Origin of the sequence: Nocardia sp. XZ_19_369, assembly GCF_015355715.1 — a bacterium.
Classification (GTDB): domain Bacteria; phylum Actinomycetota; class Actinomycetes; order Mycobacteriales; family Mycobacteriaceae; genus Nocardia.
The window spans coordinates 418141-438093 of record NZ_JACVED010000009.1; the positions used below are offsets into that span (position 1 = coordinate 418141).

General features: G+C 66.5%; 18 protein-coding genes. 5 read left to right on the plus strand and 13 right to left on the minus strand.

Annotated features, from left to right (window positions below):
- Positions 1-43: 43 nt before the first annotated feature.
- Genes IBX18_RS32410 through IBX18_RS32425 form a run of 4 tightly spaced genes read left to right on the plus strand, consistent with a single transcriptional unit; the run spans position 44 to position 3720 of the window.
- Entirely contained in the window at positions 44-1525 is a 1482-nt protein-coding gene (locus tag IBX18_RS32410) for a class I adenylate-forming enzyme family protein (protein ID WP_194837285.1), read from the plus strand.
- Positions 1522-2769 carry a type III PLP-dependent enzyme gene (locus tag IBX18_RS32415; RefSeq protein WP_306796512.1) on the plus strand — a complete coding sequence of 416 codons (1248 nt, stop codon included), beginning with the start codon at positions 1522-1524 and terminating at the stop codon, positions 2767-2769. Before IBX18_RS32410 ends, IBX18_RS32415 begins: the two co-directional genes overlap by 4 nt.
- Positions 2762-3007 (plus strand): phosphopantetheine-binding protein, encoded by a 246-nt coding sequence (locus IBX18_RS32420; protein WP_194837286.1) that lies wholly within the window; start codon positions 2762-2764, stop codon positions 3005-3007. Before IBX18_RS32415 ends, IBX18_RS32420 begins: the two co-directional genes overlap by 8 nt.
- On the plus strand, positions 3004-3720 hold the full coding sequence (locus IBX18_RS32425) for a hypothetical protein (RefSeq protein WP_194837287.1): 717 nt from the start codon (positions 3004-3006) through the stop codon (positions 3718-3720). Before IBX18_RS32420 ends, IBX18_RS32425 begins: the two co-directional genes overlap by 4 nt.
- 24 nt (positions 3721-3744) lie before the next feature.
- On the opposite strand, the gene IBX18_RS32430 is transcribed toward IBX18_RS32425, so the two are convergent.
- From IBX18_RS32430 to IBX18_RS32460, 7 genes are all read right to left on the minus strand, one after another.
- Positions 3745-4584 carry a cupin-like domain-containing protein gene (locus IBX18_RS32430; RefSeq protein WP_194837288.1) on the minus strand — a complete coding sequence of 280 codons (840 nt, stop codon included), beginning with the start codon at positions 4582-4584 and terminating at the stop codon, positions 3745-3747.
- Between the two features lie 21 nt (positions 4585-4605).
- Positions 4606-5754 (minus strand): DNA glycosylase AlkZ-like family protein, encoded by a 1149-nt coding sequence (locus IBX18_RS32435; protein WP_194837289.1) that lies wholly within the window; start codon positions 5752-5754, stop codon positions 4606-4608.
- Between the two features lie 55 nt (positions 5755-5809).
- Complete coding sequence (locus IBX18_RS32440; protein WP_194837290.1) at positions 5810-6307, minus strand: RDD family protein; 498 nt, start codon at positions 6305-6307, stop codon at positions 5810-5812.
- A gap of 72 nt (positions 6308-6379) precedes the next feature.
- On the minus strand, positions 6380-8653 hold the full coding sequence (locus tag IBX18_RS32445; RefSeq protein WP_194837291.1) for a PfaD family polyunsaturated fatty acid/polyketide biosynthesis protein: 2274 nt from the start codon (positions 8651-8653) through the stop codon (positions 6380-6382).
- Complete coding sequence (locus IBX18_RS32450) at positions 8640-9320, minus strand: Crp/Fnr family transcriptional regulator (RefSeq protein WP_194837292.1); 681 nt, start codon at positions 9318-9320, stop codon at positions 8640-8642. The genes IBX18_RS32445 and IBX18_RS32450 overlap by 14 nt, the downstream gene beginning before the upstream one ends.
- Before the next feature lie 682 nt (positions 9321-10002).
- Entirely contained in the window at positions 10003-10986 is a 984-nt protein-coding gene (locus tag IBX18_RS32455) for a TauD/TfdA family dioxygenase (protein WP_194837293.1), read from the minus strand.
- Between the two features lie 23 nt (positions 10987-11009).
- On the minus strand, positions 11010-12068 hold the full coding sequence (locus IBX18_RS32460; RefSeq protein WP_228542106.1) for a hypothetical protein: 1059 nt from the start codon (positions 12066-12068) through the stop codon (positions 11010-11012).
- A gap of 296 nt (positions 12069-12364) precedes the next feature.
- Here IBX18_RS32460 and IBX18_RS32465 point away from each other — a divergent pair, with 296 nt between their 5' ends.
- Positions 12365-12607, plus strand: coding sequence for a hypothetical protein (locus IBX18_RS32465; RefSeq protein ID WP_194837295.1), 243 nt, complete (start codon positions 12365-12367; stop codon positions 12605-12607).
- Between the two features lie 141 nt (positions 12608-12748).
- On the opposite strand, the gene IBX18_RS32470 is transcribed toward IBX18_RS32465, so the two are convergent.
- Genes IBX18_RS32470 through IBX18_RS32495 form a run of 6 tightly spaced genes read right to left on the minus strand, consistent with a single transcriptional unit; the run spans position 12749 to position 19921 of the window.
- Positions 12749-13879 carry a glycosyltransferase gene (locus tag IBX18_RS32470; protein ID WP_194837296.1) on the minus strand — a complete coding sequence of 377 codons (1131 nt, stop codon included), beginning with the start codon at positions 13877-13879 and terminating at the stop codon, positions 12749-12751.
- 11 nt (positions 13880-13890) lie between these two features.
- Positions 13891-15234, minus strand: a complete 1344-nt coding sequence (locus IBX18_RS32475; protein ID WP_194837297.1) for a glutamate-1-semialdehyde 2,1-aminomutase — start codon at positions 15232-15234, stop codon at positions 13891-13893.
- 17 nt (positions 15235-15251) lie between these two features.
- Positions 15252-15842 (minus strand): YdcF family protein, encoded by a 591-nt coding sequence (locus tag IBX18_RS32480; protein WP_194837298.1) that lies wholly within the window; start codon positions 15840-15842, stop codon positions 15252-15254.
- A 4-nt stretch (positions 15843-15846) separates the two neighbouring features.
- Complete coding sequence (locus tag IBX18_RS32485) at positions 15847-17187, minus strand: glycosyl hydrolase family 28-related protein (protein WP_306796513.1); 1341 nt, start codon at positions 17185-17187, stop codon at positions 15847-15849.
- A gap of 44 nt (positions 17188-17231) precedes the next feature.
- Positions 17232-18545 carry a Wzz/FepE/Etk N-terminal domain-containing protein gene (locus IBX18_RS32490; protein ID WP_194837299.1) on the minus strand — a complete coding sequence of 438 codons (1314 nt, stop codon included), beginning with the start codon at positions 18543-18545 and terminating at the stop codon, positions 17232-17234.
- Positions 18536-19921 (minus strand): hypothetical protein, encoded by a 1386-nt coding sequence (locus tag IBX18_RS32495; RefSeq protein WP_194837300.1) that lies wholly within the window; start codon positions 19919-19921, stop codon positions 18536-18538. Before IBX18_RS32495 ends, IBX18_RS32490 begins: the two co-directional genes overlap by 10 nt.
- Between the last annotated feature and the right edge of the window lie 32 nt (positions 19922-19953).

Here is a 19953-nt window from a genome sequence, read left to right on the forward strand (position 1 = left end):
CTGCGGTGACAGTAAGGATCCCGGCCACAGTGAGGAGCTTTCCGTGCGTGAGCAGTTGCTGCACGACCTGCTCGACCGTCGGGCGAAGCTGTCGCCGTCCAAGACCGCGTTGCGCTCCGGTGACCAGACGTGGAGTTATGGACGGCTGCGACAGCTCAGCCTCGGCATGCACGGCTATCTGCGCGACCTCGGCGTCGATCGCGGCGACCGCGTCCTGTCGCTCGCTTCCGCCAGCGCGGTGGCGATTCCGCTGGTTTACGCCTGCTCGCGCGGGGGTCTCGTTTACGTGCCGGTGTCACCGGAGCTCAAACCGCAACAGCTGCGGTTGATTATCGAGGACTGCCGACCGGCGGTGGTGGTCGTCGACGCGGCGACCGCCGGCCTGGCCGAGGAAGCGGCGTACGACGTGCGGCGCATCGACATCGACGAACTCGCCGACGTCCACCGCAGATCCTCCGCGGGGCGGCATCGAGCCGCGATATCGTGCGACCCGGTCTGTTTGATCTACACCTCGGGCAGCACCGCGGCGCCGAAGGGCGTGCTGTCGACGCACGCGCAGGTTCTCTTCGCCGTGAAGGCCATTCAATCGCGGCTCAGCTACACGTCGAACGACCGAGTCCTCTGCGTACTGCCGCAATCCTTCGATTACGGTCTCTACCAAGCCTTCCTGACCACCGACGTCGGCGCGACGCTGTGCCTGGAACCGCGCGCGGCGGTCGGCGCCTCGATTCTGGCAACGCTCGAAAGAACCGGCGCGACAGTACTTCCCTGTGTGCCGACGCTCGCCCAGATCCTGCGGCTGGCCGTGGCGCGTTCGGGCGAGCCGCCCGCGCGCCTGCGCATGATCACCAACACCGGCGCCCCGCTCGCTCCGGTCGTGATCCAAGATCTCACCAATCTCATTCCGGGGCTGGCCGTCGTGCGCATGTTCGGGCTCACCGAATGCAAACGCGTGGCGATCATGCCGCTGGACCGGCTCGGTGAACGCCTCGACTCGGTCGGCTACCCGCTCGAGGACACCGAGTGCTACGTCGTCGACGAAGACGGCAATCGCTTGCCGCCCGGCCAGGTGGGCGAACTCGTCGTCCGCGGGGCGAATGTGATGTCGGGGTACTGGAACGCCCCTGAGCTGACCAAGCAGCGATTTCGCCGGAATGTCATGGGCGAGACGCTGTTGTGGACCGGCGACCTCTGCCATCTGGATGACGACGGCTATCTGTATCACCACGGTCGAATAGATGAGCAGTACAAGCAAAACGGGTTCCGGGTGTCGGCCGCCGAGATCGAGGCCGCCGCACTCGACATCTCCGGCGTCCTGCAGGCCGCACTGATCCCGCCGCACAACGGCGACCAAGCCTGCCTCGTCGTCGTCCGCGAGCCCGACTTGGCGGTGCGCGACGTGGTGGCGCAACTGGCCGACCGGGTCGAACGCAGTAAGCTGCCGCAGCGCACCGTATTTCGGGACACCCTGCCGATGAGCGTCAACGGCAAGGTCGACAAGCGGCAGCTGCGGGAGTCGTTGTGACCGGCAGTGCGTACCCGGACCTCATCCGGGAATACGGAAGTCCGTTGTATGTCTACGATTTGGGCCGGATTCGGTCCGCCTGCGCGGCGTTGCGCACGATCCTCCCCGAGGGGAGCCGACTGTATTACTCGCTGAAGGCCAACCCGCACCCGGACATCGTCGGCTGCCTGCTGGAACAGGGCTGCGACGTCGAAGTCAGCTCGGAAGGTGAGATCGACGCCGCGCACGCGGCCGGAGCCAGGTCTGCGCAAGTGCTGTTCACCGGTCCGGGCAAGACCCGATCCGCGATCTCCCACGCGATACGAACCGGGGTGCGGCGCTTCTCGATCGAATCAGCGGCCGACCTCGACCGCGTGGCCACCGAAAGCCTGGCGAACTCGACCGAGGCCGAATGCTTGATCCGGGTCAACCGCGACACCCGGCTCACGGGGAGTTCGTTGACGATGGCAGGCGTTTCCTCGCAGTTCGGTGTGGACGCCTCGGCGCTGCTCGCGCACCGAGAGCTTTATCGCTCGCGTCCGGGCGCGAAAGTCGTTGGATTCCACCTCTTTTCGGGATCGAACATCACCGCGGAGGACAGACTCGCCGACCAGCTGTACGACAACGCTCTCCTTGCCGCCGAACTGGCTGCCGCCATCGGGGTCGAGCTGCTCGAGGTGGATCTCGGTGGCGGCTTTCCCGCCCCCTACGCAGGCCGGGGCGAATCCATGAATCTCGCGTTGCTGAAGGGGCTGGGCGACCGCATTGCCGCGGTGTGGTCCGGGTGCGACGTGCCGCCGCAGATCAGCTTCGAATCCGGGCGATACCTGGTCGCGACCAGCGGGTCATTGCTTTCCCGGGTGGTCGACAGCAAGGTGTCGAAGGGCCAGTTCTACGTCGTTCTCGAGTCGGGTGTCAACCACCTCGGCGGGATGTCGGGCCTGCGCCGGCTCGCCCGGCCCAACCCCGCTGTCGAGATACTCGGGCAGCACGACGGTCTGGTGCGGGGATCGCTCGTCGGCCCCCTGTGCACGCCCATCGATTGCCTGTCCAGCGACGTCGAGTTGCCGTCCGTCGCCGAAGGTGCGGTGGTCCGGATCCCCGACGTCGGCGCCTACGGGCTCACCGCAAGCCTGATCGCCTTTCTGGGGCACCCGGCGCCGATCGAAATCGTCATCGACGGCGCGGATGTCGTCTCGACCAGCAAGTTGACCATCACCCGAGAACCCGCCGCTCGCATCTCCCGAGGAGCACTACATGAATGAGGAGTTCGTCTCCATTATCCGTGCCCGCCTTCCGTTCCTGACCGATGAGGAGCCGCTGCTACCCGACGCGAACCTCACCGATCTCGGACTCGACTCCCTCCGGACGGTGTCGCTGCTGCTCGATCTCGAGGATGCCCTCGCGATCTCGCTACCCGACTCGATCGTCGGCGATCCCGAAACCTTCAGTACCCCACAGAGATTGTGGCAAGCCGTAGACGAGGTGCGTGCGAACTCATGATTACACGATCATCCAGGACCATCCGAACAGTCGTCGGCACCGCCGTTGCCGCCTTCGCGCTGACCGCCTGCGGCAGCGCCGATACGGACCCGGCTCCGGCGAAGCCCACCGTGCCGCGGGCGCAATTGCTGCCCGGCGCTGCGGATTTCCCGTCCGGGACCGAATATCAGCCGATGAACTCGGCGGCGATCGCCGGTACGTTCACCGAGAGCTACGCGCCGCTACTGACCGGCAGCGTCACCCCGCCGCAATGCGATCGCGCGGCAAAAGCCAACGCCACCAGCGAAATCGCGGTGGCCGAGGCGGCCGATGCCGCGACCGCGATGGACGCGGCGACCGGGAGCTTCTACATCGTCGAGATCTCCGACGGCCCTTTCGATTTGCACACCTACGTCGGGAACCGGTCCGGCGCCTGCGCCGAGGTCACCGGGCCGATGGGCGTCGGCGGCCAGGTGGTCAGCAGCCACATTCGCGTCACCCCGGAGACCGTGCCGGGGCAGCTCACCGACGCGAAGGCGGCGATGTACAGCGAGGAGACCCGCGACACCGCGACCGACGGGACTACCTCCACGACGCGCAGGCTGGTCGGCATCGCGGTCGTCCGGGGTTACACGCTGTTCGTGGTGGTGCAGGGCGAAAACGTGGCACCGCAGCGCAGCACGTTCGAGGCGCTGTTCACGAAGTCCGTCACGAAGGTCGAGGAAGCGAAGTAGCCGGTTGTTGGGCCACCACAGGTTCTAAGCGACATCCATCTGGGCGACGGGTGCGGAAAAGTACCGCAGGGTGGCATCGTCGGCAGCCGAAGCGACGAGCTCCCGGTAGCCCGTGTCGTTGGCGCGGTGCACGAAGTTCCAGGTGATCGACAGGCTCGGCGACAACGCAACCGCGGCATGCGGATGGTTCTGCGGGATATAGATGCAGTCGCCGGGCGCGAGAATCACGTCGACCAGCGGCTCGGCGGGCCAGCCGGGCGGCACGACATGGGGCGTATCGATGACACTGCCCAGCGCCTCCGGATCTCGCGGGGCCGCCGTTCCCGGTCGATACAGCACAATTCGCTTGTGGCCGATCACCTGGCACAGGTACGCATCGCTGCGCCACGGGTCCACATGCCAGCGGGTCATTCCGCCCCGTCCGCACACGAAGATGCCCTTGGCCGGGAACGACTGCCGCACCACATCGGCCTGGCCGCCATAGGCCGGAAAGACATAGCCGTCGGTGGGGAGCCACTCCGGCGCATGCCAGGAACCGGCCAAGGCATCGAAAGCGTCGTCCGCCCACGGCAATCGAGCTTCGGATTGTCTTGTGTACCAACGGAGATAGGCGGGCTGCTCGGCCGGCGTAGCGGAGGTGAGGAATCGATCGTGGTAGTTACGAAACGTCGACAGGCCGATGAAATCGAACAGGCTGCCGTAGAGGGGCACGCGCTGAGCACCGACCTGCGAAACCAGAGTGTCGAAGTTCCACGGCGGTGCGCTGTTCCACGTTTTCAAACCCTGCCGCACGACGAGCGGTCGCGCCGAAGCGACATGGTGATCGACGAATTCTTGTCTGGTCGGTGGTGTACTGGTAATCATTCGATGTCTCCTGAATGACTGTTATTCGGTCCCCGCTTGCGCAGCCAGGTGTAGTTCGAGCGGTGTTCGGAACCGCGGCGACACCGTGCGACCGGCAAGGAAGTGCATGACTCGATCCGCCTCAGCGGCGATAGCGGTGCGGGCCGACGCGGTCAGCGGGGCGAGCGGCTCCCATCGCACGATCCCCCGGGCGTCCTGGCCCCAACCGCCCACTACGGCACCGCCCCACCACACCGTCGGACCGATATTGCCGGTGCGGTCGATGAGCCGGGCGGCCATGGCGGGGTCCAGATACCAGTCGCGGTGCTTCCAGCCCATGACGCTCGGGTCGAGGGAAGGGAGCAGGGCCGCGCGTCCGGTATCGACAAGAGCGTCCACCGCGGTGTCGTCGGAGAACGCCATGCCCGTACCGCCGTGCTCGAATTCGACTGGGCGAGCGTCGATCTGGGTCAACGTTCGGGTAAGTAGGCCCTTGCCCCACCCGGTCCACCAGGCCATGTCCTCGAGGGTGGCGGGCCCGTACTGCGTGAGGTAACTCGCCAGCAGCCACTCGCAGGCGGCGGTTCGGTCCACGGGTGCCGAGTCGGCCGACCGCAGCCAGGTGACCTGATTGCTCTGCCACGATCCCACCGGGCTGCCGCGCTCGATCTGCCCGTCCATCGCGAGCAACCCGAGGACCCGGCTACCGACCGACACCCACTTCGCCGAAGCTCGGCCCGGTGCCCGGACTTGCTGGGTGAGGCGGGGTTCGAGCTTTCCCAGCGCCGCGCCGGACCGGGGTACCCCGTCGGCGAGGATCGCGCAGATCGAGTCGGTGACCGATTTCAGCCAGGCCTCACTCAGGTCGGCCGACGTCAGGAGCTGCAAGATCGCCCGCCGCTCCTTGGCCGCGAGGTCGAGGACAACAGCCGCACGTAGTTTCGGGACATCCGCACGGCTGACCACGAAAACGGTGCGGCGCATCGCATGCATCTTCACGAAATTTCCGGAGCCGAACACCTCGGCCGACAAGTTCACGGCCGGCCCGGGTGCCAACCGGGCGGCCAGCCCCAAGTACACGGTGGCCGGGTCCGTGGCGTGAAAAGCGACCACCGAGCGAACGGCTTCCGCTACCGAGGAGAATGGCTGCGCCGTGAGACCGTGCCGCCGTTGCAGACGCGCACGCCTCATGGCATCCGTGATGAGTCGATTCACCATAGGCGTTGCGGCCCGAGGCATTTCGGACTCACAGAGCGGCCTGCAGTGGGTTGTGGCCTGCTTCGGGGGCGGCAACGCGCTCCGCAACGATCACCGGCTGCAGCGGGGGTTTGCCTTCGACGGTCATCGTCTTGTTGAAGTAGTCCGCGAGCGTCTGCCCCTTGCGATCCCGGAAGGGCCGGAACCAGCCGTAGCCGAGCGAGAAGTAATCCAGGAAGTGCGTGTTCTCGCGAACGAAGGCCTTCCATACGCCGATCGGTTTTCCGTGCGCCTCGTTGACGAGCGAGATGTCGAAGAACTTGCGGCCCCACGATTGACCCGTGCGTCCCATCAAGATGCACCGATTCACAAAGCCGACCATATACCAGATCACGTAAGCGACCGTGGTGATTGCCACGGCAACCCCGCCGCCGATATTGTTCGTGCCCCACGTGCTCACCACGTAGGCGAGAACCAGGGCGATCATGCTGACATGCATGTCGATGAGCCAAGCGAGGGCACGCTTCGACCAGGGCGCGACTACCATTTCGAAATCCTCCGGGTAGATACCGTCGATAGCTGAAGCGTCTCCCGGATTGCCCGCCCGTGCTGCTCAAAGTTATCCAATCGGATCGGGTACTCGATCGAGCTCGGACCGAGCATTCCCGGTGGTCTCGCCGTTGCGGCTGTCGGCGCGGACCGCCGCCAACAAGGCATCGGCAATCGTGTCGACGTGCCGATTACGCCAATCTTCCAGTGCGGATCCTTGCACCCATTCATTGAAGGCGCCGAGCGCGGGCCCGCAGTGGATCTGAAAGTCCGCGGCGAGCCCGGCATCGCCCTCGATCGCGGCGACAGTGGTGTGCACCAGATACGTGGTGAAGACCGCCGCCAGCTGCTGCCGTGGGTCCTGCTCGAGCAATCTCAGCCGGTCGGCCCGATTCTGCAGAACGTAGCGTGACCGCACCTTTTCCAGCACGTTGTGATAACTGTCCTTCAGGATCCGGCGTTCGATGCTGGACCGGGTGGGCAGATCGACATCGTCCCAGCGACCGTGCTCGCGATACACCCGCTGTAATCGGTTGGCCCGCGCGGCGAAGAGCGTGCCTTTGCGGACCACCTGCACCTGTCCGTCGACCTCGAACAGGTCGGCGGCCGGCGCCAACGCCATGTCGTGCACGCCGAGGGTCGCCAGCAGGTCCTTGACCGAGTCCGAGGTGCCTGCCTCGGGGGTGCACTGGTTTATCGAGCCGGTGAGGACGAACTCGGCACCGAGGGTCAGTACCGCGGCGATAGCCGACGGAGTGCCGAGGCCGCCCGCGGCACCGATTCGGACCTGCCTGCTCGCCGGGAACGACGATCCGATCCGGGTACGCAGGCCGAGGATGCTGGGTATCAGGATCAGTGCGGAGCCCCGATCGGTGTGGCCGCCGGAATCGGACTCGACACAAATATCGGAGGCGACCGGTATCAGTTCGGCGACCCGTGATTCCTCAACGGTCAGTAGGCCTTTCGCGCGAAGGTCATCGATGATTTCCCTCGACGGCGGCATCAGGAACTTGCGTGCCACCTCACCGCGCGACACCTTGGCGATTATTCGGTTCGGCACATAGGGCGTTCCCGCGGTCATCCGGCTGCCGGAGTAGCGGTATTGGACGAGCGGGGCGGACAGTGTGGTGTACGCCGAGGCCTCCAATACCGTCACATTGGCGCGGAGCGCTGCGTCGACAACCCACTGCTCCGCCGCCGAACGTTCGGGTTGGCTCAGTATGTTCAGCCCATAGGGCAGGCCGGCGCAGGTGCGGGCGAGCCGTGCGACGGCGCTGTCGATTTCGGTTCTGCTGATTCCGCCGGTGCCGAAGAAGGCCAGATACCCCGACTTCGCCATTCTTTCGACCAGCTCCACCGACGAGATCGCCCGGTACATCGAGCCGGCCACATAGGCGTGACGGACACGGTATGCGGCACAGAAGGTTTCCCGGGTGGGCGCTGGGGCTACCACGATCGGCGAGCCATTCGACCGGGAACCGTTGACGCTCGGGTTCGCGGCCCAGAGCTTGCGCAGCACTCCGCCCGGCCCGACCTCGTCGATCTCGGTCACGCCGCGGCGCCGCAGCGCCTGCATGCAGTCGCTCCACCGAACCGGTTCTCGCACTTGTCGTGCCAGCAACCGAGCGGCGTCCTGTGGCGTGTACTCGAGTGCCGTGACATTGCTCAGCACAGGCACTCGTCCGGGCTTGAACACGATGCCGGCGAGAACCGCACCGAGCGAGTCAGCGGCGCCCGCCATATACCGCGAATGGAACGCGGCACCTACTTTGAGCGGGATCAGGATGCCGCCGGCCGCGCGGACAGCGTCTTTCAGTAACACGAGGTCCTCGACCGGCCCGGACAGGACGGTCTCGGTACCGGAGTTCCAGTTGGCGATGTCTACCGTCGTCAAACCGCTGGCTTCGAGAACCGCGAGCAGAGCAGGCCTTTCGATCCGGACCGCGGCAGCCATGCCACCGTCCCGGACCGCGTGCATCAAACGACCACGAGCCGCCACCAATCTCAGGCCCTGCTCGAAGTCGAGGAAACCCGACACCGCGAGAGCGCTGATTTCACCGAGACTGTGCCCTGCCATCACGGCCGGCCAGCCTTCGGTCTCTCGAAGGGCCAGCGCATGCAAGTAATTGACGGTGTACAGCGTCGGCTGCAGGTGGTCGGTCCGATTCAGGTGACCATTCTCGCCTGTGCACGATTCGGCGATATCGAAGTCGAGCACCGAATCGCATAACCGCCGCACATCGGCGAATCGCGCCAGCAGGTCGATGCCCATTCCGGGGACCTGCGATCCCTGGCCGGGAAAGAGCCAGGCGCGGTTCGGGTTTCCGCGCTCAACCTTGGACAAAGCGTCGCAATACTTCCATGTGCAGGACGAGCCCGTCGGCGGATTTGGAGACCATGCCCAGCTCGTGGAACCGGTTGATGAAATATCCGATCCGCGAGCGGGTGGTGCCTACCATCTGGCCGAGTTCCTCATGGGTCAGCGAACATCGGAGCCGCGTCGAGGCATCGTGGGTTATTCCCCAATTGGTGCCCAACTGCACGAGCGTTGCCGCGAGCCGTCGCTCGCTGTCCAGCGTCACGAACGAGATGATCGTGCGCTGCCTTTCGCTCATCAACTCGATCATGTGCCTGCGCCATTGCGCACCGAACAGCGGCGTGGCAAGGAATCGTTCGAAGTCGGCGCGCGGCACGACATTGAACTGCACCTCGGTCTTCGTCACGATGTCCTCACTGCGCGAACCCTTGGCGTCCTTGGCAACCCCGAGGACCGAGCCCGGTCCTTCGATGCCGAGGACGCAGAGCTTGCCCTGCGGTGAGGTACTGAGTGTTTTGGCCCAGCCGATGCGGATCAGGCAGATCCAATCCGAGGTATCGCCGCGCCCGTAGATGCGGCTGCCGGCCGGTACTCGCCGGACCGGGCCGCGGACGCGGCCGGTACTTATTTGATCGGCCAGCGTGAGGCCGAGGGAAAGGTCGCTGAGCTGCGATCGATATGATGTCGTTGGCAACGGAAGTTGTTGCCTGGACAGCGGACTACGAGACAAATTGACGTTCAAGAGTTCCCCAGAAATGTGAACCGACGAGCGACTTTCCGGTCTATCCCGGAGAAAGCTACCGTTGGATCGGGCAAATCACGGGAACGAAAATATTCGACTCGGTGCAGTTCGACTGCACCACAAAAACTGATTGCTCTACAGCATTGAAAAGGCGCTTATTCGATCGTCTGCACCTGAGACAGTGAATTCATCCCTGGATTCCTCCCGCGAACAACTAGACGTTCCCCCGTTGAAACTAGCAATCTTCGCTTCGCTCGTCAATACCGGAGAGAAGGAGGGATAACCTCTTCCACTCATCGAAACACGAAGGGGCGCAACAACGCACCGTTGCGGTCATCGAATCCCCTCCCGTCACTTCGGTCTCGATCGGCACACGAGATCGACGTCGCGCCCTCGCTTGGTGCGCGCGACCGTCTCATTACCGAGGCGAAGACGACACCCTTACGGGCACCGGTACTTTGGCTATCGCCGTACGTCGATCGATCGTTTCAGATCGGCATCGAACGATGGGCGTCTCCGCACATAGTCGCGTGTGATGTTCAGCCGCTGACAGACCCGAAAACTGGGTGCTGGACGCCAAACGCACACAAGTGCAGTCTGATCGAGACTGCCGTGCCCGAACCGTGCGGTCTCATCAGGTGATCACATACCCGTCGTCTGCGCGGTGGTCGCGGGAGCGGCGGAGGTCGGCGATGGCGAAGGTGCGTTGCACCCAGCGGTCGGCGCCGTCGTAACGGGGGCGAAAGGCGGTGCGGCCGTGCACCGTAACGCGGTTGTCCACGATGACCAGGTCGCCGGGGGTGAGTCTGGTGGTGCGGGCGGCGGTGTTGCAGGCGTGGCCGAAGGCGGTCAGCGCGGTGACGGCCCGTGGTGTCAATGCGGTGGTCGCGATGGTGGCCATCCGGATATCGGGGTCTTCCGGGGCGCCGGACAGTAAGGGCTGGGGTGCGACGACGGTGTTGTCCACGCCGAAGGACGGCGGCGGTGCGGTGCGAAATTCCGGAGTGAACAGCACCTTTCGGCTCACCGCGGAGAGCAGTGGTAGCACTTCGCGGAGGCACGCCGTGCGCAGGCCCGCGACCCGGTCGTGGTCGGCGCGCAGGCACAGCAACAGCACGTAGTCGGGTTCGTGTTGGTGGAAGGCGTTTTCGTTGTGGAAGGTGAGCAGCACCGAACCCGCGTTGCCCGAGAAGGTTTCCTTGCCGGGCACCGGCACGACGTCCTGCACGAGGGCGCCGGATTTCTCGGCCAGGTACGCGGCCGGGTCGCCCAGCCCGCAGGCGATCATGGTGAGTACCGCTGCGGCTACGGTAGCTTCGCGCTGTACCGAATCCGGTACGGACGGCGTCGCGGGCAATCCTGCGGCATCGACCGGCAAGCCGCGAATCATCAACGCTCCGCGCGAGCCGGAGTGCCGCCGGAATTGCCGCACGCTGCGGCGTACGGACAGCGGCAGTTCGTCCCACGCATCCCGAGCGCGCGCCACCCATTCGTCGGCGTCCACCCGATCGTGGGTACCGCCGCACAGCGCGCGGGCGACCTTGTCGGTCTCGGTGGTCTCGCCGGGATCCAATGTCAGGTCGGGGATTTCGTCGGTGGGGTCGGCGATCTCGTGCATCAAGGCCCTCCTGCCCGGTGCGCCTAGCGCCGCAAAGCGGCCACGGCGTCAGCGATGTAGTGGTCGCCGAACTGGATCAGCGGCGCGTACTGGGCGGCCCGCCGGTGCCGCATCAGGCGCAATTCGCCGACGGCGTTGTCCGGACCGGTGGGCAGCTGCGCGATGGACCGACGCAATCGAACCATCGAATAGGCAAGGGTGACATGGCGTTCGCTGTCCACCAGGTCGGCCTCGAGCAGCGCGCTACGAGCGGCGGCGAGGTCGGGGTCACGGGCGACCAGGTGGTCGTAGGTATCCGGGACAGCCTTGAGCAGGTCTTTCATCGCGCCGCGAAATGTCTTGTAGCCGCGATGTTGCCGTCCGCTCAACGGAATCGCCACATCGGGCGGTTGCATGGTGGGCCGCACGGTCTCCATGTAGTAGTCCACCGGAATCGTGCTGGCGTGCGTCATCGCCGCGGGAAAGCCGCGGACGAATGTGGTGGCGTGCGCGAGCCGCGCCAACGCGGTCTCCGCTGCTCCGTCACGCAGGTGATGCACCGCGTCCGATACCGCGACCGCCGCACAGATGTTGAACAGGACGTGCACCTGATGCCCGACGAGCCACCGGGCCGTCCATTCGCTTTCCAGCGATACCTCTTCCGGCACAACAGCATCGAATGTCCGTTCACCGGCCACGTCACCCGCCGTGCTGCCGGTGAGGTCGAGTACGGCCTGACGCATCGCCGCAACTTCAACCGCCAGGTCGGCACCGGACAGCGGCGCACGACACAGGTCGAGCACACCGCGATAGACCACGAGCACCCCGTGCAGGGCCGCCTGCTGGTCGGACAGGTCCACCTCGCGAACCCGAAAGAACGACTGGCTCACCGATTCCGCGGGCAGATCCTCCCCCACGATCGCTGCACGTTCTGTCGACAGCGCGCCTACCAACCCACCGGCCGCACTGACGACCCGCTGCAACGCCGCCGTGCGTTCGACAGGCCCGGCATGCGTCGGTACCTCGGCCAGCGCCAGCGCAGTCCGCCGCGCTTCCCCTTGGACATGCTCATCGAGCTGCGGAGTGTTCCCGCCTTCACCCACTCCCCGGAATACAGCCACTGGCGGGTAAGGGGCCGTAGCCGAGGTGCCCATGCCGACCAGGGTATCCCGGTAGGAGCCGGTACCGCCGGGTTTCCAGTTTCCGTCGCCGACCGAATTTCGTTGTCCGATCAGGGATCTCGCTGTGCAGCACCGGTATCACATTTCGGTGCGATGCGAGCGGCGAATCTTCGCTATGCCGCCGAGGCCGATGAGGGCGTGGTGCTGTGGATTCCGACAATTTTTTCCTCGGCGTCGACGATAGGTGAACCCGAGGTGCCTGGGCCGCACCGTCCGCCATGCCCGCGATACCGAGCGCACCGCCGCCGACGATCGCTCCGGGCAGGGTCGCGGCCGCGGCACCGACCACAGCACCGGTGGTGGCGCCCGCGGCGCCGCGTGCGGCACCCGCCCGTGCGGCGTTGTCGGTTGTCGGGTACTTGATCCGCTTCTCGGTCGAGTCCGATACCTGGGTCGCGTCCTGCACCTGGCTCGGCGCAGCGGCGGCGGCCATGGTGACCGGAAGCGCGTCCCGTGCCTGATCGATACCCCGAAAACGCGCGCGTCGAGCGGCTGGTAGGAGGCGGTGTTCTGCACCGTCGCGACGGGCGACTGCTGGGCCATGACGGCCGCCATCGGGGCGGCGTTGCTGTTGCCTGCTGTCACACACAAGATCACGGGTATCAGATCATCGTTCGTGCGACCACATCGGCGACCCGGGATCGGAACGCGGCGGGTGCGAAGGTGCCGGCATGGCCGGCGATCGAGAGCGGGTCGTAACGGGCGGGGTCGAAATCGCGGAGGCGTCCCGCCAGGCCGTCGACCACGGCCGCGTCGGTGCCGAAGTCGACGTACTCGCCGGTGACACCGGGGCGGACGGTGTCGAGTGCGCCGCCCGCGCCGACCGCAAGGACCGGGGTGCCACAAGCCATCGCCTCCACCGGAACGATGCCGAAATCCTCGACGCCCGGCATCAGCAGCGCGCGGCAGCGCCGGTACATATCCAGCAGCACCTCGTCGGACGCGGCACCCAGGAACGTCGTCTCGGACCCGGCGATCTCCTCGAGGTACCGGCGATGCCTGCCGTCGCCGAGCACGACCAACCGGCCACCGGCGCGCTGCACGGCGCGGATCGCGAGGTCGGCCCGCTTGTAGGGGACGAGCCGACCGGCGAACAGGAAGAAGTCCTCGCGAGCGATTGCCGGGTCGGGCGTGAACCGCTCGATGCGCACGGGCGGGCTGACCACGGTGGACGGCAGCCCCCACCAGTCCTGCACCCGAGCGGCGACGGCGTACGAGTTGGCGATCACATGTGCCAACCGCGGTGCGGCCCGCGTCTCGGTGCGGCGCGCCAGATGCCCGAGTCCAGCCAGGGCCAGTCGCCCCGCCGGTCCCCCGGCCTCCTGGGCACGAAACGCGCTGTCCCAGGCCCAGCGGGCCGGACTGTGCACATACGCGATCACCGGTGCGTCGGTCGCGAACACGGCCTGCGTACCGAACGCGTGATGGCTCACGACCACGGCGTCGAAGCGTCCGGCCAGTGGCAGGCGGCGCAATGCCCGAGGCACGAACGGCAGCAGCGGTGCGTGCGCGCGGCCGCCGAGCGCGGTATGGGCGCGGCTGAGCCAGGTGTCGTGAATCGGATCCATCGGCGTTCCGACGGCCGCCGCCAGCGAGCCGTAGCCCTCCGGACTGACGATCGGCGCGAATACCGCTGCGCCGGGCCAGGTTTTGATGAACTCCGCGACCACGGCCTCGGACCCGCCGTATTCGGTGAACCGCTCGTGCACGAGGGCGACCCGTGGCGCTGTCATGTGAACTCCCTTCAGGGCCGCGGTGCCGCGGCGATCTGCCGTGGTGCGGCGGTCCGCCGGATCGCGGGTGCGACCGGACGGCCCTGCAAAAACCCGGTGACACTGCCTTGTTCGAGCGCACGTCGATAGACGACGGCAGCTTCCCGACACGCCTCGACGGTCACGTCGATGTCGTCGTCGGTGTGCGCGGCCGAGGTGACGAACGACTGCCCGAGCACCCCGCGCATCAGCAGCTCTTGCAGGAACAGCGTCCGAAATGCCTGTGAGGGCGCACCTTTCGAATTCAGTGTCAGATAGATCAGGCACGACGGCCGCCCGGCCACCCGCAGATAGTCGGCAATTCCGAGGTCGGCGGCGATCGCATTCACCGCCTCGGCCAGCCGCCGCCCGGCCCGTTCCATCCGTGCGACCGGATCGGTGCTCGCGTACGCGCGGACCACCGCACGGAACGCAGCCAGCGAGGCGGTCTCGGGCCCGTGCGTGGTCGACAACAGGAACACCCGATCCCGGTCGGTGCGCAGTCCGCCCAGTTCCATGAACTCGCGTTTACCGGCCAGTGCCGAGATCGGGAACCCATTGCCCATCGCCTTGCCCCAGCACGACAGGTCCGGGCGCACCCCGTACACCTGCTGCGCGCCACCGGCGGACCAGCGGAAGCCGGTGATCATCTCGTCGAAGACCAGCAGCACACCGTACCGATCACACAGTGCCCGAACCCCTTGCAGATAACCAGGTTCGGGTTCGGCCAGCGCGGTGGCGGCCTCCATGATCACGCAGGCGACCGGGACCGCGGCCAGCACGTCGGCGAGCGCGCTGAGATCGTGGTACGGGAACTTCACCGTGGCGGGATCGTCGATGCCGCTGCTCATTTCGGTGGTGCCGATGAACCAGTCGTCGACGGAGAAGAACGGCTGGTCGCATACAGCCACCACCACGCGACCGGTGGCGGCGCGAGCCAGCCGGACCGCCGCGGTGGTGGCATCGGAGCCGTTCTTGGCGAACTTCACCATGTCCGCGCCCGGCACCAAGGACAGGAAGTCCTCGGCGGCAAGCAGTTCCAGCTCGGTCGGCCGGGAAAAGTTCACTCCGTCGGCGATGGCGGCGGTCACCGCGTCGAGCACCGGCCGGTAACCGTGCCCGAGCGTTACCGACCGCAGACCCATGCCGTATTCGAGGTATTCGTTGCCGTCGCAGTCCCAGACGTGACAGCCGCTCCCGCGCAGCAGGATCGGCGCCATGTCCTCGGGATACTGATCGGCGCCGCGGGCATAGGTGTGCGCGCCACCCGGTACCAGGTCGTGCAACCGTGCCTGGATCGCATTGCTACGAGCGAAATTACGTGCGTTGCCCGCCATGCTCGTGTCCCTCTCGCTCAACATCCGCGCTCGGTGAACGCCTTCAGGTATCCACCCGACTGGCGCACATACATCCACGCCCAGAAGGCGAGCCCCGACGGACTCGGGCTGGCGACCATCGTCACCTCGCCGCTGAAGCACTTCTCGACGATGTACCGCGCCCTGGACACGTGTGGCGTGAACGTCACGACGATGATGTGCCGCCAGCCGAATTTCTTTGCCCTGCGACCGATTTCCTGTGCTTCCCCCTGGGTCGTCCACGGGTCCGGCACGAAACAGCTGACCTGGAAGTCGAAATGGCCGTTGCAGTACTTGTCCATGGTGTGGTCGTCCGCCCCGGTCGACCGCGAGATCAGCAGTTGCCGCGCATAGCCGCGCCGCGCGAGATCCAGGCCGACGTCGAATCGTTCGTAGGGGGTGCCGCCGAGCACGACGATGGCGTCGGCGGGGCGCAGCGGATCCACCTGTGGCCGTACGTATACCGGCCAGCCCAGCGCCACCAGCGCGACCAGGACGGTGATCAGCGCGCTCACACCCATGAGAATTCGCCGATACCCCCGTCGTGGACGGCGGGCCTCGATCGGCTCGGCTACGACAGTGTCGGACATCGCATCACCTCGCCGGTCGATTCCGGCCCAGCGCCGCGGTGGTGATCGCGCCGGCGGTGGACACCGACAGCCGCCAATACCCGCCGTCCGCATCCTTCAGCACGATCCCGCCGTCGCTGCGATCGGAAAGCCATGCGCCACTGGACAGTACCGCCGCCGACACGGCACCGTCGGCCGCCTGCACCTGGAGGATGTCGGTGTCGGGCCGACCCGCCTGTGCGACGGTGGTCCCGGTGAACCGGGCGCCGAGCTGGCTGTCCCGTCCGATCACATGCCAGCCGTCGGGGAAGGTCACGGGATCGAGATCGCGCGCCGAACTCGAGATCAGATTCACCGCCGTACCTTCCGGACAGCCGTCGCGGTCGATGCGCAGCTCGGTCGGCGGCTTGTCCAGATCCGGGTCGAACTGCACGTTCGCCAGATACGGCTGGCGGCAATACACCAGATCCAGACAGATATTCCGGGCGGCGACCTTGCAGTTGACCATCCCGAACTGAGCGGGTCCGCCGTGCTCCTTCGCGCCGATCGACAATGCCGTGTCGGCCCCTTCGAACCAGACATTGGTCAGCCACCACGCGTTGGCGGCGCCGTCGACCACCAGGTGCCGGTCGGTGGTGCGCGGATCGGTGTCGGAGACGAATTCGACATTGCTCAACGCCAATCCGGCATTGTGGTCCTTGCCGGTGCCGAGCACGCCGATCCGGTTGCTGGCGAATTTCGAAGACGTCACATAGTTCTGGATGCACGAGGTCACCAGGCCGTAGCCGAAATTATTGATGTCGCAGTTGACGAACGCGGTGCCGCCGGTGTTCTCATCCAGCACGACGCCGCGCTGCTCGACGTAGCGCGGGAAGTTCTCGCTGAGGTGGTTGCCGCGCAACACCACCGATTCGAAGGAACACCGGAAACAGTTGGACAGGGATACGACGGTGGCGGCCGGGTCGGACACGTAGAAGCCGAGGCGGGCGAAGCGCACGCGCTGCCGTTTGCGCAATGCGACCAGCGTCCCCGCACCCTCGTAGTTGATCATGGTGACGTCGCCGCCGTCGCCGAGAATCGTGGCGTAGTCGGACAACTCGGGCCAGGACGTCACCCGGTACTGCCCGGCGGGCAGATACAGCACCAACGGCCGATCGCCGACGGCCGCTGCCTTCGCGATCGCGGCGGTGTCGTCGGCCTTCCCGTCGCCCACCGCACCGAAGTCACGGATATTGCGGGCCGCGGCCGCGTCGGTGACCTGTGGCGACCGGAACTCGGGATCGGAGTCGGACCGGGACGCGCACGCGGCCAACGGCACCGCGGCCGCCACACCGAGCGATCCGGCCAGCAGCCGACGACGGTTCACGGCCTCATCGGGCCCATGTCGCGGTGGATCGCTGCGTGCTCCTGTCACTTCCGCAACCTCCCGATCAGCCGGAACAGCGAGTCGTCCGGTCTCGACACGGCGATGACGCCCGCCAGCGACGCTCCGGCGGAACCGAAGGTGGCCATGGCGCCGCGCACCTGCGTCGAGGTGCTGGTGCCGAGTTCGACGACGCCGACTGTCACGTCGCCGCGCGGTGCGATCGACAGCACGTCCGCGGCCACGGTGACCGGTGCCACCTCCACCACGACATAGTCGAAGTCGCTGCGCAGGTCGGCCAGGACCACGTCGAAGCGGCTGGTGGTGAGCGCATCCGGTGTCTCTGCACCGATCGAGCCCAGCGGCAGCATCTGAATACCGTTGTCGGGCAACAGCACTACCGCGTCGTCCAAAGCGGCATCGCCGCGCAGCAGCTCCGCGAGCCCGTGCCCGGTGTGCGCGAGCAATTGGCTCGAACTGCCCGACCCGGTGGTGTCGGCGTCGACGAGCACCACTCTCGCGCCCGCGTCGGCGAGCGAGCGGGCCAGCCGCACGGCGACGTCGGACGCCGACTTCGGTGAGAGACTTGTCAGCACAATGGTTTTCGGCTTCTCGTCGGCACTGGCGGCGGTCAGGCGGGCGCGCAGCCGTCGCGTCTCCCCCACCTCTCCGGGCAGACCTACGTCGAGGATCGCCAGAATCGGTACTGTTCCCACCGGCCCGTCCAGGACCGCCTCCAGATCGTTGGAGGTACGCAACCTGCGGTCGGTGCGATCCCGAACTAATGCCGCCGCACAGCCCAGTGCAAGGCCCGCGAACAGTCCGAGCGCGAGTAAGCGGGTGCGCCCCGATCCGGCGGGTGCGGCAGGCAGTTCGGCCCGGTCCACCACCGCGACGCGAGCGGCCGGCGCGACGCCGAGTTGCGTGGTCTCCAATTCGTCCACCAGCCGCCGGAATTGGGCCACCACGGCGTCGGCGAGATCGCGGGCCTCGACGGCGGTGTCACCGGTGACGGCGACCTGGAGTATCGCGGTCGCCGGCGGTGAGCTCGCCGCGATCCGGCCGCGCAGCTCGCCGGCGCTCATCCGCAGACCGCGATCGTCGATCACGCGCTGCGCGACGCTGGCACTGGTGAGCAGGTCCAGATACGACCGAACGCGTTGCTGCGCGGCCAAACCGCCCTGGTACGAGTCGTTCACCGACGTCCCCGTCGCCATCGACACATACATGCTGCTCGACGCCTTGTACGTCACGGGAATCGTCTGCGAATAGCCCGCCGCAGCCGCCAGGCACACCAGCACCGCGACGACGATGACGGCCCAGCGCCGCCGGATGATTCGCCAATATTCGGTCAAGCCCATTGCCCTGTCCTTTGTGTCACGGGGACCAGAGATTCGGCCCGTTCCGACGATCGGTGCGGCGGTACCTGCCCGCGCGGACCGCGGTACCACCCCACCAGCAGATAGATGAACCACATCAACACCACGGCCTGGAGATACTTGCCGAGCATCTCCATGCTGCCGAGAATTCCGCGCTCGAAGATGACCGGCAGCTCGATGAGCGCCAAGCCGAGCACGACCAGTGCGATGTGGCGCGAGTACATCGCGCGCGCCCAGGCCACCAAGAGCAGGAAGGTGAACCCGACCCCCGCCACGATCCCGGGGTAACTACCGATGAGGTAGCCCTCGCTGATCCCGCCCTCGGCCAGCGACACCGAAACCTGGCTCATATCCACCGAAGCGCCCCGCACGTCGGCGGCCCAGGCCGTCCCGGAGCGCAGCTTCGGACCGCCGAGCAACTGGACGGGGATCAGGCTCTTGGCCGCGTTCTCGGCCACCTGCGCCGGTGACAACCACGAGCCCGGCGGTGTGTAGTACACATCGGTCGCCGCCTCGAGCAGATCGAACCGGCGCAGCACACTGAGCATCGGCCGGACACCGGACGGGTAAGCCGAGTCGGTGACGGCGGCATCGACCTTCACCTCCCCCGAGGCCTTGAGCGACTGCAGCCACCCGAAGCCGCCGACACCCATGATCGAGACCAGCAGGATGGCAACGACTTTCGTCCGAGTCCAGCCACCCAGCGCGAACCGAACCCCGATCGCCAGCGCGGCGCCCATGATCGGCGTCTTGGATTCGACGGCCACCGTCCAGAGCAGCTCACCGGCCAGCAGCAGGCCGATGGCGGCCGTCGTCGCTCTGGTTCCGGCCAGCCGGAGGAAGACGATCAGTCCGATCGCGCCGACCGTTCCCAGCATCGTCACGAACGTCAGTACCGGGCTGGTGCTTTCGACCTCACCGGCCTTTCCGGCGGTGCCGGTGGCGACCATCGCCAGCCGACCGAGCGCGCCGAGGCAGTACAGCACGCACAGGGTCGGCACGAAGTTCGGATCCTCGGTGATCGCGGGATTCCGACGACGCCGATGCCGCATCCATAGCGCTAGAGCGACCACGAAGCCCGCGTAGACCCAGAGTCCGAACACGATGGGCCGCAGCACCATGGCGATACCGGGGTCGTAGCCGAGCGCGGCCAGGCGCGGGTCGGCGACGTTGTCACCGAAGCGCGGCTCGGGCTGTACCCACAGCAGCACAACAGGTCTGGCGAGATAGGACATCGCCCAGTACAGCGCCTGCGCGATGAGCAGGACCCTGGCCACGCCGGGAATGACTATCGCAGCAGCGACCATCGTCACCAATGCCCCGGCGATCGCCAGCAATTCGCTGACCGCCGCCGTCATCGGACGCCTCCCGCAGCGAGATCGCATGGCTG

Bases quoted from the DNA above. Each gene is read 5' to 3' on its own strand.
- IBX18_RS32455 (WP_194837293.1), bottom strand. From the start codon at position 10,986: ATGCACGAGATCGCCGACCCCACCGACGAAATCCCCGACCTGACATTG.
- IBX18_RS32475 (WP_194837297.1), bottom strand. From the start codon at position 15,234: ATGGCGGGCAACGCACGTAATTTCGCTCGTAGCAATGCGATCCAGGCA.
- IBX18_RS32480 (WP_194837298.1), bottom strand. From the start codon at position 15,842: ATGTCCGACACTGTCGTAGCCGAGCCGATCGAGGCCCGCCGTCCACGA.
- IBX18_RS32425 (WP_194837287.1), top strand. From the start codon at position 3,004: ATGATTACACGATCATCCAGGACCATCCGAACAGTCGTCGGCACCGCC.
- IBX18_RS32495 (WP_194837300.1), bottom strand. From the start codon at position 19,921: ATGACGGCGGCGGTCAGCGAATTGCTGGCGATCGCCGGGGCATTGGTG.
- IBX18_RS32470 (WP_194837296.1), bottom strand. From the start codon at position 13,879: ATGACAGCGCCACGGGTCGCCCTCGTGCACGAGCGGTTCACCGAATAC.
- IBX18_RS32430 (WP_194837288.1), bottom strand. From the start codon at position 4,584: ATGATTACCAGTACACCACCGACCAGACAAGAATTCGTCGATCACCAT.
- IBX18_RS32440 (WP_194837290.1), bottom strand. From the start codon at position 6,307: ATGGTAGTCGCGCCCTGGTCGAAGCGTGCCCTCGCTTGGCTCATCGAC.
- IBX18_RS32435 (WP_194837289.1), bottom strand. From the start codon at position 5,754: ATGAGGCGTGCGCGTCTGCAACGGCGGCACGGTCTCACGGCGCAGCCA.
- IBX18_RS32465 (WP_194837295.1), top strand. From the start codon at position 12,365: ATGCCCGCGATACCGAGCGCACCGCCGCCGACGATCGCTCCGGGCAGG.
- IBX18_RS32420 (WP_194837286.1), top strand. From the start codon at position 2,762: ATGAATGAGGAGTTCGTCTCCATTATCCGTGCCCGCCTTCCGTTCCTG.
- IBX18_RS32490 (WP_194837299.1), bottom strand. From the start codon at position 18,545: ATGGGCTTGACCGAATATTGGCGAATCATCCGGCGGCGCTGGGCCGTC.